The sequence below is a fragment of the Xanthomonas sp. 4461 genome, from assembly GCF_024806475.1.
In the GTDB taxonomy this organism is placed as follows: domain Bacteria; phylum Pseudomonadota; class Gammaproteobacteria; order Xanthomonadales; family Xanthomonadaceae; genus Xanthomonas; species Xanthomonas arboricola_F.
The window spans coordinates 518,521-532,219 of record NZ_JANTYV010000003.1 but is presented as its reverse complement, the minus strand read 5'-3'; the positions used below and the strand labels follow the sequence as shown (position 1 = coordinate 532,219).

2 protein-coding genes are annotated in these 13,699 nt (G+C 60.4%); both read right to left on the bottom strand.

From position 1 onward, the window contains the following. Positions 1-7: 7 nt before the first annotated feature. The gene (locus tag FHY19_RS14510) at positions 8-190 is read right to left on the bottom strand and encodes a hypothetical protein (RefSeq protein ID WP_155273475.1); all 183 of its coding nucleotides are present in this window, start codon (positions 188-190) and stop codon (positions 8-10) included. A gap of 47 nt (positions 191-237) precedes the next feature. Further along, on the bottom strand, positions 238-13,650 hold the full coding sequence (locus FHY19_RS14505; protein ID WP_259166868.1) for a zincin-like metallopeptidase toxin domain-containing protein: 13,413 nt from the start codon (positions 13,648-13,650) through the stop codon (positions 238-240). Between the last annotated feature and the right edge of the window lie 49 nt (positions 13,651-13,699).

Genomic DNA, 13,699 nt, shown 5'->3' with positions numbered 1-13,699 from the left:
CTCGACCTCATTTCGGTTCGAACCCTCTAACTCTACCCGTATCTTTTTCGACCACGAATATAACTGGGCCATCCATTAAATTTCCTGAAGGAGTGTAAACGTCAAATATAACCCCCCACTCCCCCGGCCATTTTTCATCAAAACTAATGCCCACAAAACTATACTTATATCCACGAAGATCAAGCTTCATGACGTGCTCTATCGCCAATTCTTTAGCTTTATCTTTAGAAATTATATTTACCATAGTCCACCAACCTTATCAATGTACCAACGCGCATGTGATCTTTCCTCAGGGGTAAAGCTCCCCCAGCGCTTAGGCATCGACTCAAGCTTGTCAAAAACATATTGCTCCTTCATAACTCTTGTTTGTGCGGAATAAACATCTTCACCAAGCATTTTGTACTGTTGATAATGAGTCAATTCATGCCATACCTCATAGCTTGTAGGATCGCTACGAAGCACAAGAGCCCGTTCTCCGGCGCTAAAACCACCAGCATATCCTGGCGGCAGATATTCATCACCAACCTTAAGGGTGATACCACGCTTCTCAAGGTAAGAGCCTAATTGTGAAATTTTATCAGCTCCGTAGGTCTGCCCACCCAGTCGGCCTCCCTCAACGTAGTCAAGCTCATTAAGTTGGTTCGGAACCCCCAAATCCTCCCACGAATTTATCCGTGAAGACAAGCCGCCCACGGTCCCTCTGGCCTCAGCCAGCACACCCAACCGCGAGACCGGTGCCGCCATGCCGACCAGCATGCTGCCGCCGGCCAGTAGCCGCTGCTCATCGGACATGTTCATCCAGCCGTTGGCAGCGCCTCGTATCGTCTCGCCCGGGTGTGTCACCGCATGTGCTGCACCAAGAATCGCCTGCTTGCGCATCTGCGTGTTGGTGGCAAGACGTATCCCACTCGTGACACCTTCGGTCAGCGTTCCTGCAAGACTCACTACGGCATACGTGCCAGCACCAACTGCGGCCATTGCCGCATTCGGCGCATTGAGGGTGTAGTCCTTGATATCGGCACGTGTGCTCTGCATGCCTTCATTGATCGACCACGGCACTGCATCGATTGCATTGGCAGGATCAGTGATGGAGAGCACTGACGATTCTTGGCCGTAGATCCATTCCTGCAATTCGTGATTGGCAGACACCCAATCTGCGTACGGTGCATTGACCGATGGCAACAGCACAGGCATTGATATCCCTTGTACTGCCAACCCACGGTTGTATTCCAAGGTATCGAGGATCAGCTGATTGCCGGTGACGTCATCGATGTCGGCATTTGCCGGAACGTAATAGCCAACGGGCCGGCCCTCTGCATCCACCGACTTCGTTGGCAGCAGGCCACTGCGCTCCCGGACCATACGTTGCATCGCCTCGATTTCCACCAGACCGGTACCAGCGCCTGCTGGGCTGCTTGCAGCTCCATTGCCGTAAAGCCAGTCGGCCCGGTAGTCCGGATTGGTCAACGCAGCGGTACCACCAATCGACGCCGACAGCGAAGGCCGATCACTTTGCGATCTAGCGGCTAAAGCCGCCTGACCACGCTGCATCAACGCGCCATTGACCGCATTACCGAATGCATCGACGAACACATCCTGATAGTCGATTGCGCCGCCCACGATTCCTTGGCGCACATGTGCGCTGACAATGCCGCCAGTAATGCCGGAAACGATGGCTTGCCCATACTGCGTTGAATCGACACCGATGGAACGAGCTATCGTGGGCGCCAATTGCTGCGTGATGCCCGCCGCGACCGCACTGGCAGCGACGCTCTTCCAGCTGAAACTGGCCTCGTTGCCAACGAGCTTGTTGGCAGCGTAGTTACTCACGTTGCCGACTGCTGCCGTTGCCATCGCACCTACCAGGGGACTGGCAACACCACTCATCATTGAGCTAAATCCTGCAGTTGCTGCAGCCGCCACTGTGCTGGCCGCCACGTTGCGCCAGCTGAAGCTGGTCTGGCCCATCGCACTGCCGACGCCTTGGCTCACGAGACTTCCGGCGAAGCCACCGACAGCACCTCCCACGACGGCCGCTGTGGCCCCAAATGTTCCACCAAGCGCCGCAGCACCGGTTGCCATCGTTGCGCCGATCGTGCCGCCTGCGGCAGTCGTGGCGCTGGCCGCCGCCGCGCTTACAAGTCCGGATGCCGCACCGGCCGTATAAATCGTCACCACAATGGCCACCACCACCATGATGATCATCCCCAACGTGCCGCACCCACTTTCCGGCGGCTTGGGGATGTACGGCAGCGACGGCGTGGTCGAGCCGATCGCCTCGCTGGCATTGAACGGCTTGAACGTCGTGGCGTCGTTGGTATTGGCCTTGACATCGGGCACGTTCAACGTCGCACCGGCCACCAGGCCGCTGTCGTCGTCGATGGCGTTGGCTTCGGCCAGCACGTACCACAGGTTGCCGTTGCCGTAGAGCCGTTGCGCCAGGCCGCGCAGCGTGTCGCCGGCCTGCACCGTCACCTTGTAGGTGCCCACGTCGGTGCTGGCATAGGCGTTCATCTGCCCCAGCACGTCGGTCTTGCCGTCGAAACGGCCCGATGCCACGTATTGCCCATTGGCAAACGCGTACTGCTCGGTGCGTAGGCGCTCGGCATCGTCCTGGGTGAACTTGCCGCCCTCGAACGTGCCCTCGGTGCGGCGCAGGATGTTGCCCTCGGCATCCATCGTGAAGTAGCGCAGACGGTCGTCGACCTTGCCGCCCGGCGTGTTCTCGCGCACCGACAGCAGCTTGCCCCAGGCGTCGTAGGTACTGGTGCTGTTGCTGGTCTTGAAATCGCGGTGCGTACTGGTGCCGGTCACCTGTTGAGTGAGGTAGGTCTCCGCACCCTGGTAGGTGTAGCGGTAGGTGTGGGTGTAGCCCTCCGGCGTGGTCATGCCACTGCCTTGCTCGTTGCGCACCACCGAGTAGCGGTAGCCGCGCAGGCGGCCGGCCGCGTCGTAGCCTGTGGCCGGCGTGCCGTCCTGGTAGTTGACCACGCTGAGCAGCTGCAGCCCTTCCAGGCCGTCGTCGGGCAGCGGCAGCGGGTTGCCGTCCTCGTCCACCGGCTGATACACCCCGCCCATCGGGATGCCGTAGGCGCTCTGGCTGATCAGCTGGCCATCGGCATCGTAGCTGCTGACATCGATACGCTTGGCCGAGCCGTCATCGGCGTACTGGCGGCGCTCCAGCAACCGCCCGGACGCATCGTAGCGGCTGGTCTCCAGCAGGCGGGTGACGCCGTCTGGCAACGTCTGCACGATGCGCACCACCCGGCCCTGGTCGTCGTAGAACAACTGCTGGCGCTTGAGCACCCCGTTGTCGTAGGACTGGCGCAAGGTGACGTTGCCGTCCTTGTCGTAGCTCTGCAGCGAGCTGGTGTCGTCGTTGGCGATGACGATCTTGCCGGCCTGGAGCACACCGTTGCTGACGGTGACGCGGTTTTCCTTGTCGTACTCGAACCAGTACGCCTTGTCGACCGGCAACTCCTTGATGCCGGGTTCGACCGGGGTATAGGTCCACTGGAAGTCGTCGACCCACAACGGATCGCCGCCGGCGCCCTTGAGCGCGCTGGCACCGATGGTCATGAAGGCCGCACCCGGCGGCACCGTGGCGGTGACCGAGGACTGGTGCCAGCGGCCGTTCGAGCCGCTGTCCACGACATTGCCGGCCGACCACGACGAGCCCAAGCCGCCCGGCAGCATGTTGCCAGCGGCGTCGTACCAGACGATCAGCACCTGCGCAGAGGCGTCGCCGGCACTGGAGGCGCCTTGTTGCACCATCACACTGGCAGTGACGCTCTTGCCCGGCACAACCGGTACGCGCTCCTGGTTGGTGATGCTCTTGGGGCCGCTATTGGAGCCATTGAACTGCGCGCTGAAAGTGCCGGTGAACGCATCGCCATTCGCGCCTTCCCGACCGATCGTCCAGCCTTCGCCCAGGTCCCAGTTGGTGCTGCCCTGCTCCATGCCGGCGTTGATCGGGGCCGGGTTGGGAATCGGCCCAATGGTCCATTGGAAATCGTCCATCCAGAGCGAATTGGCGTTGGCGCGCTTGTTGGCGCTGCCGCCAATGGACATGGAAACTGCGCCGGGCGGGACGGTCGTAGTGACCTGCGACTTGAACCATTCGCCATTTGAGCCGCCAGTAATCAGGTTGCCGGCACTCCACGACTTGCCCTCGCCGCCTGGCAACATGTTGCCTGCAGCGTCGTACCAGATCACCAGTACGCGCGCCGTGGCAGCTCCTGCGGCCGAAGCACCTTGCTGGATCATGGCACTGGCCGTAATCGTCTGACCCGCGGTGACGTCAACCCGCTTGTTGTTGGTGATGCTTTGCGGCCCCTTGTTGGAGCCCTTGAACTCGGCGCCCCAAGTGCCGGTGGTTGCGGCACCGCCAGCGCCGCGCTGGCTAATCACCCAGCCTTCGCCCGACGTCCAGCCGCGATTGCCGTCTTCGAAACTCGCATTGGCCGGCTGCTCGCCCGCCGGGTTGAACGCGCTGCCCATTTCGACCAGGCGGCGATTGCCCACGGCGTCATAGGAATAACGCACATCCAATAGACGGCGCTGCGCCACCAGGTCGTCCTGGATTACACGCTCGATGCGGTTGTGGGCGTCGTAACTGGTGCGTGTGGAGACGTGCAGCAACTGGTTGTTGGCGTCGTAGCTGGTGGTTTCTTCCAGCGTGCGGTTGCCGTTGGCATCGTATTCGTAACGGGTGGTGTTGGTCCTGAGCGAACCGGTGGTGGGATCGTACAGCGCACTCGGTTCATCGACACGTACGACCAAGCCGTCGGCGTTGTAGAAATAGTTTCGTTGACTTTCAACGTAAGTCGGAATGGTTGGCTCTGGTTCGCCCGGATCTCCGGGAAATTCCGGATCTTGCTCCATCTGCGCAGAACTACTGGCTGTTCTAAAAAGCTCGCCCGGCCTGTCGCTTATCGAAACCGAAAGCAACTGACCGGACTGCTGGCCATAGGTGTAGTCGTAATCCAGACCGCTCAAATCGTTATGGTCGATAACCCGATTGAAAGCGTCATAGGCCCATGTCTTCTCGTCCAAGAAGACCTGCTGATTTTCCCTGTCTAGCTTCCAGTCCCAGCCCTCAGAAGGCTCCGACGTGTCACCACGAGAAAGTGCGTTACGCTCCAGGATCTTGTTGCCTCGCAGATCATAGGCGTACTCCATCACCACGCCGGTAGCGCTTTCCGAACGAATCATCCGGCCCTGGCTGTCGTAGGAGGCCTTGGTCACCTTGCCATTGCTGTCGATGCTGACCAGGCGATTGCCGTCCTGGTCCAGCACGTAACGTTCCATCTCCTGCCAGCTGCGGCTGCCATCGGCTCTATTGCCGTTGTCGGCCCACACGGACACCACGCGCCCAGCAGCATCCACCCGCTTTAGAGTGAGAGTGCCATCTGCATCGGACGTGAGTGTCTGGCGGCCTAGCGCGTCGTAACGGTAGCGCTTGATGCCGCCGGCGGCATCCTCTTCACTGGTCATCCGGCCCCGGATGTCGTACGTGTAACGACGGCCGTTGCCGTTGGCATCCCGCGTTCCCACCAACTGGCCCATTGCGTCGTAGAACCAGCGCATTACCGGGCGCTCGTAGGTCGTTGCGCCAGTCGCCGATACGACTTTGACCTCCGGCGCCGTCTGCGAGATCAGCTGATTCGCGTCGTTGTATGCAAACGACGTTTCATTGCCCTTGGCATCCCTGACCCAGGTCTGGTTACCCCAGCGGTCGTAAATGTGCTGGGTAACCGTATCAGCCGCGTTGCCATCCTGACCGGATGCCATACGCGTGCGTTTGATCACTCGGCCAAGGAGATCAAGCTCAAGCGAGTTCTGTACATACCAGCCATCCCAGGACTCACCGTTGGAGCCACCAACCTGATGCGACTCGGAGATCTGGCGATTTCCAGCGTCGTAGGTGAAGCGTCGCTCCACGCCATCGGCATTGGTCCAAACGACATTCCCATGATCGTCATACTGATATTGGATCGTCTGGTCCACTTCCGCACCGGCGGTATGCATGTCCTTGACAGCAATCTCGCCGAACGCGTTGTACTCCACGCGCTCGCTGGCCTCGACAACCTCGCCCAAGCTCTGGTTACTAACGAAGCTCTCGCGGAACGACTGTTTGCCGAGCTGGCGCCCGATGTTGTCGTAGCTATAGCGCGTGCTGAACCATGCCCACTCGCCCAGCTCGGCCGCCGCCTGCCAGGTGTAACTGAACTTGCCGCTCTCGGACTGCGAGAACGTTGCATAGTTGATCTTGCGCCGCTCTTCCAGAACACGGTCGGCTGCATCGAACGTACGCGTCAGCTCGTTGCCGAGCACATCGCGCTGCCAGACATTGCGCCCCTGCCAGTCGTAGCGGAAGGTTTGGGTGACCCAATCTGCACCATCGGCGCCACTGGATTGCTCGACCAGGTTGCCGAACGCGTCATAGCGCATCGTGGTGGTCGGAAGCACGTCTTGGTACAGCTTTGGATCGTCGATCCCGGAGAATTGCCCACTTGCCAGCAACCCGGGTGCAGCGGCACTGACCACGCCGCGCACAGCCTCTCGTGTTAGCACCATACGACCTAGTGCGTCGTAGGCCATACTGACAATCTGGTCTTTGATGCGCGACTGAGTGAGGCGACCCTCGCTGTCGTAAGCATAGGTATTGACCACAGAGCCGACACTTTCGGCGCCAAATCTGTCCTGCGCCCGACGGGTTACCGTTTCCGAGACTTTCCTTCCCAGTGCGTCATAAGCGTAAGTCGTGCTTCTATCATTACCGGATGGACTGATGTAATTGACGTCCTCAGGATTTGCCCACGTGATCGGTGAGGCATACTCGGTCTGCTTGGCGAGCTGACCTGTCGCCGTGTACTCGTAAGCGGTGACATAGCCCTGCGCATCCGTCCTTCGGATTTCGCGACCATTCGCATCGTAGACGTGGTACGTCATTGCGAACGTTCCGTAACCGAGATCGGTATAAGGCCCCCAATGATCCCGGTCAAGCAAAACCGCTTCTTTCCTCAAGTTTCCAAACGCATCATAGTAAAACGTCGTGCGCGAGGTAGCTCTCCAGTCCAGGTCTTGTTCAACCGGATCCTGGCCCCAGTAAGTTGCTTGCATCTGGTCAGATGCTCTTGCCAATGTTGGCACAGTCAAAACCATCGTACCGACACTGGACTTGCGGCCCGCGCGATCATAGAACGTATAAACCGTTCGATCTTCAGATGAGTCCATCCACTGCAGGTAGCGATCGATCGTTTCCGGATACTCAGCGGGGCCATCGGTGGGGATATTCGCCTTGTAGCCGTGTCGCGTCAGCCGCGACTGTTCGCCGAACGCGTTGTACCCGTAACTGGTGACATAGCCTTCGGCATCCACGTCATAGGCCAGCCTTCCTTCAGGATCGTAGGCCTTGTAGCTGTACTTGCCGCGCACGTCCTTCTGCATGATCGCGTTGCCGAACGCGTCGTAGGTGACTTCGACGGTTGCGCGTTGGCCGGATGCAATCAGTTGACCAGTCGCATCCAGGCGGCCGGCATCGGGAAAAAGGGTACGGATCTGATTGCCGCGATTGTCGTACTCATAGCTCGTGACGCGAGGCCGCCCACCATCGGCATCCTCGATCATCGAGGTGACATTGCCCTGCCCGTCGTAGGTATAGCGTGTGACGACGCTGCGCTGCGTACTGGTGACGACGCCGGAAGCATCGGCCGCTGCGATCGTAACGATTGGGCTGAACTGCGCGGTTCTGTTGCCGGCCGCGTCGTAGGTGTAGGTCCACACCGCCCCATTGCGGTCCTGGTGGCGAATCATGCGCCCCGCACCGTCATAACCAAAGGCGTCAACCTTCCCCAATCGATCTACCTGGGAGATCACACGGCCAGCGCCATCGTAGCGGAACAAGCCACCCTGGTAATTCGTGTCGGTGGCGACCCCGGCCTCGACCTCGGAGAGGGTGTTCGGTACGTTGGTCAGCAGCGTGCCGTAGCTGCGTTTGTCGATAACCCGGCCCATCGCATCGTACTTCTGCTCTGTAACTGCCCCGCTCGCGTCGATCGCGAAGCGCTGCCGGCCCGCCGCGTCGTAGTAATAGTTACGGGTACGGATCAGGCTTTGCCTGCTTTCGTTCTGGCCGAGCTCGGCCAACTCGCTTTCCAGCCGCTGCCCTACATCGATCCACGAATTCCCGAGAACCGGCTTGCCGCCATCACCCGGTGCCCGGATGCCCAGTCCATATATCGTTTCTGACGACAGTTCGCCTGCAGCCGTGTACACATATTCCTTCACCGAAAGCTTGCCGCTATCCCGATAACCGAAGCGATACTCGTTGATTGTTTGCAGTTCGTAGATGACCCGGCCTGCACTGTCGCGGATATAGCCGACTTCGCGATACCCGTAATCCTGGTCGTTCGCCAGACCGAGCTGCGACTCTGTATATCTTTGATTTGTATCATCCGCCTCATACTCACCGCGGTCGAGCCGGTTTCGTACAATTTGATCGACACCTTGGCTCGTGTACTGATCGAGGTCTATTCTCTGGGAGTATTCTCTACGACCCGAGAGCAGTCCGGATTGATTATAGAAAAATTCGGTGACCGCGCCGGAACCATCCACGGTCGCCGCGATAGCGCCACTGGCGTAGTAGGCTTTCCACTCGACAGCATCGCGCCCGTCCAGCTCTACCTCGATGCTGTCCATGTTCGATTCACCGCTCTCGAGGGCCAGTCGCTTAGTGCTATCTAGTGCGATTGGCCACACATGCCGAGTCGTTTTGACCTGGCGCCCCTTGGCATCGTACCGGTACGAAGAGGTCGCACCCGCACCGTCGATCGTGAGCGAAACCTGGCCGTCGGCATTGAAGACGACATACTGTTGTTGGTCGCGCGCATCGTTACGCACAACCAAGGCCTGCACCTGTGCGCTTGTTGCCTGAAGCGCAGTGCTGCTTAGCGCGACTGGTTCAACGTATGTCCTCGTCGCCACGACGCGACCCGCCGCATCGTAATGACGTTCGGTGACAGCGCCGACTCCATCGATCTGGAACCTTAGACGATTGGCGTCGTCATAGGTGTAACGCGTCAGGCTGCCGCTGGCATCCTGGCGCGCAACGAGATTGCTGTTGGCATCGTAGGTGTAGGTTGTGGTCAACGCGAGCTTGGTCGGGTCAACTACCTCCCTGATGCGTCTGCCGGCGGTGTCGTAGGTGTAGAGAGTGGTCCGCGCTGCGGTCGTGCCTGCGGCCTCGACGACGGAGATCTGTCGGCCGAGTTCGTCCCAGGCATAGGTGGTCTTGATTGCGAGCCCGCTCGGATCGACTATCGATTCCAGCAGCTGACCCGACAGGTCGTAGCGGAAATCGGTAATCGTTCCCCTGGGATCCACCACGCGAAGCTGGCGCCCGAGCGCATCATATGTATAACGGGTGGAAGGGCTGCCCGGCAGAATTTCGTCAGAACCCGTATCCGGGTTGTAGCCCCAGTTCGGCTCGATGCTGGCGATCTGCCTTCCAGCGTCGTCGTACGTATAGACAAAGCGCGGACCCGTTTCATCGGTAGAAACGAGCCTGCCAGCATCGTCATACTCACGATTCTTGCTGACTGCTCCATCCTTCCAGAACACCAGCCTCCCGTTCGCGTCATAGTCGTAACTCGCCGGCTTGGCACCATCCACCTGCCGCAGCTCGCCAAACTTGGTGTAACGCGATCGGGTGACCACACCCAATGCGGATGTCATCTTTACTTCCAGCGCCGCATCGTCGTAGCTGAAGCGTGCAGTGTTGCCGGTTGCGTCGGTAATCTCCAATGCACGCGCAAACGCGTCATAGCGAGTGGTCGTGGTTTCATCGCGCCCCTCTACCTGGCGCGATGTCTGGATGAGCCTGCCGTTCCTGTCGTATGCAAAGCTACTGATACCACCACGTGCATCGGTCTGGCTGACCGCGCGTCCGAAGGCGTCGTAGCGAACGCTTTGCGTCAAGTTGAGCCGTCGCGCTCCAGCATCTTGTACAGTCTGCAACTGCAGACCGCGACGATCATAGCTGTAGGTCGTGACCGTGCCACGTGGCGTGCCTGCTGCGCGCTCGATCCGCTCCAGTTGACCAAACACGTTGTAGGTCTGCAGCGTGCGTACACCGAGCGTGTCGGTCGCCGTGATGACCTGGCCGTTTGCGTTGTAGGTAAATTGTTGGCGCGCGTCGGTTGCGGCTGTGAAAGATAGGGTACCGAGTGCATCCAGGAGGCTCTGACGGCTGTCGGGCACGGCCAACTGCAGGCGGCCGACATAGCGGATTTGCTCCGTCTGATCACCAAAAGCGTTGTAGCGCCACTCGGTGACTTCGGCCTGTGCGTTCTTGACGCCTTCCGCACTGGACATGCCCTGCGCGGTGTAGCGCAGGCGCCCTTCGGCATCATGGATAAACCATGTCGCGACCCCGTTGGGATTGGTGCTGCGGATCATGCGACCCAGCGCATCGTACTGATAATGCGTTGCGTAACGGGCAATCAGCTCCTGACGCTCTTGCTCTGACTGCGCATCGACCAGTTTCTCGGAGCCAGCACCATCGAGCTCAGCGACCAACTCACCAAACGCGTTATAGAAGCGGTTATTTTCCCGCGTCTTGACGATCTCCCATCCCCACTCGCTTGTACGGCGGTCTTCACTGATGGCCTGCGCCAGACGACCCGCCGCATCGTACGTGTAGCGCGTCACCAGACCACTAGTGGAGACCTCGGTCTCCAGCTGACCCATGCCATTGAACTGCCGACGCTGCTGCCGATAGGCAGCTTCATCTACTACCGCTGCAACCTGCCCGCGAATGCTTGCCCAGTCACCCGTGCGAGACGCCTCCGGCACCTGCTTGTAGTACGACAACGTCGCACGACTATTGCCATCCTCGTCAAAGACGTACTCGGTGACGTAGCCTTCCGGATCGAGCTGGCCGACCAGATTCCCGCGTCCGTCATAGAACAGGCGAGTGGTCTGATCCCCGTCTGCGGCTGCTGGACGTAGCTGCTGCAGCGTGCCGGCGGCGCGCAGGCTAGCCGTTGTGGCTGTTGCATAGGCGATGGTGCGAATCAGCCTTCCCGCCTTGTCGTAGCCGCGTTCGACCAGGAAGCCTTCGGCATCCAGCGTCGCTGTGAGCAGGCCCGAAGCATCGTAGAAATTACGTGTAACCCGCGCCGTGGCCCCGGTACCGATAGTGGCAGTGATCAGGCGCCCGGCGCCATCGTACGCATAGCGAGTCACCGTACCGACCGCACTGGTCTCGGTCAGTACCCGACCTGCGTCGTCGTAGCTGCGACGGGTGACGCGGTCGTTGGCGCTGTCTGTCTGCAGCCCGATCTGCGACACCATGGCCGGGACCACTGCTCCGTCCACCAGCCAGGTTGAGGTCGTGACGCGATTCGCGTACGTCGTAGTGGCGACCACCCGGTCCGCGCCGTCGTAGCTATAGCCGATGACGGTGCCCGTGGCATCGACTTGTGCCGCCAGCCGGCCCTTTTCATCGTAGAACTGGTATACACGCCCACCCAACGCATCTTCGGATGCACGCAGCAAGCCTGCAGCATCATAGATGTAGCGTTGCGTGCGCGCGGCGCCCACGCTGGTGTGATCTTCCAACGTCGTCGTCGTGATCCTCCCTGCGCTGTCTCGCACCTGGATCTGCGTTGCGCCAGCAGTCTGCGCGATGGCAATGCGTCCCACGCTATCCAGATACTGGTATGTGGTTGTGCGGGTTGGCGGCGGGGCAATTGGCGGATCGACTGGATCCGTGGGATCTACCGGATCTACCGGATCTACGGGGTCTGCTGGAGCAGGCGAGCCAACGCCCGCTCCTGGACTCTGCACCGTGCCCAGCAGACGGCCCATGCCATCGTAGGAGTAGTCAACGATCTCGCTCAGCACCGATGCTTCCGCGGTGCCGCGCACGGTGGCCTTGCGCAGCAACAATCCCTGGCGGTTGTAGGTGGACAATGTGGTCAACGTGGCTTGATCGCGTACACCCGTACCGTCGGCGTCCACTTGCGCAAAGGCAACCGTCAGTGCCAGACGCCCATTCGGGTCGTAGCTGTATTCGACCAGCGAGGTGTCTGCCAGCAACGGCGCAGCCCAGGCCTGCAATGCCGCTTCGGTGTAGGTCGTGCCGGCGTAGCTTGCATTGACGAAACTGCGCGTGCTTGCCAACTGGCCGATCCCTGTGCCGCTGCTCGCATACGCCAACGCACTCACACGGCCTTCGGCATCGACGACGAAGCGAAGACGATCCTGGCTGTCGTAGACGTAACGCGTGCGTAGCGCGCCTGCGACGGGGGGCTCGGCGGTGCTGAAGTTCGTGGTCCCGGCAAGATAGCGGGTTTCGGAAAGCAGCTGGTTCTGCGCCGAGTAGGCGCGCACGGTGGCCTCGCCGGCCTTATTGGTCTCGCGCAGCAGATTGCCGCTGGCGTCGTAGATGTAAGTGACCTGGGTGAGCACGGCGCTGCCGCGTGCCTGCCTGGTCGAGAGCAGGTTGCCTGCCGCATCATAGGTGTAGCTGGTGACGTCGCGCTGGCCGCTCACCGGCGGGGCGAGGACTTCCAGCAATTGGCCGGACGCGTCGAAGCGATAGCTCCAGGTACGCCCCGCAGCATCGGTGATATCGGTCTGACGCTGATCGCTGGCATACGCCAGGGTGTACGCCTGTGCTTGCGCGCCTTCGCCATATGCGACGCTGGCCAGACGTCCATCGCTTTGATAGCTGTAACGGGTGACCACGCCATCGCTCTGGCGCACCGAGGCGATCCTCAGGCTGGTCGCATCGACATAGCTGTACTCGGTACGGAACAGGTGGCCATCGTTGGCCGCGCGGTCCGACGTGTTCCAGACGTTATCTGTGTCGTCCCAGGGGGTGAGGTCGGTGACCACGGCAGTCAATCGCCCCTGGGCGTCGTACTCGTAGGCGATCTGGTGCTCGATCACACCTGCCTGGCGCGTCCCCACCGATGCAAGGCGGCCCTGTGCATCGTAAGAGAAGACGAGCGCATCGCTGCCGCTGGTGCCGTCGGCTTGCACAACCGCGCCGATGCGGCCATCCATGTCGTACACCACATCAAAGGCTGCGGAGGCGCCTCCATCGGTGGTTCCGGCGATGATGCGCAGCAGCCGTCCCTGCAAGCTCGCATCGGCATGATCGGCGAAGATTTCCTGACGGCGCGTGCTGCCCTCGGTCAGGGTCCAGATCTTGGACTCGGCATCCCAGGAAAGCGTGTCGTGCGCACCGGCGCCTGCGGTGGACACGTACTTGCGTGTGGTCGTGTCGTACAGGAACTCGGTGGTGCTGCCATCGCCTTGTTGCAGGCGCGCGCGCGAACCGGAGGTATTGAGCGTGCCGAACAGACTGACCTTACGCTCGAATCCGGTCAGCCAGCCGTCTGCACCGACGTCGGAAAGCTGCCCCAGGCTGTTGTAGGTCCGGTTCAACCCGACCGACAAACCGCGGAAGTTCAGATGCTCATCTGCGGCCTGCAGGACAAGATTGCCTTGCGCCACGTTGACGTATTGCCGGTCGCGTCCTTGACCCAGCGAGGCGGTACCGCCGGTTGTCGCCCCGAGGGCAGCCAGAGAACTGTCGAACAGTCCCAGTCCATTGCCCGTAAACACTGCCACCATGCCCCTGCTCCTAATGGATTGTCGGTCGGCGTTCTTTCGCCGTTACCTC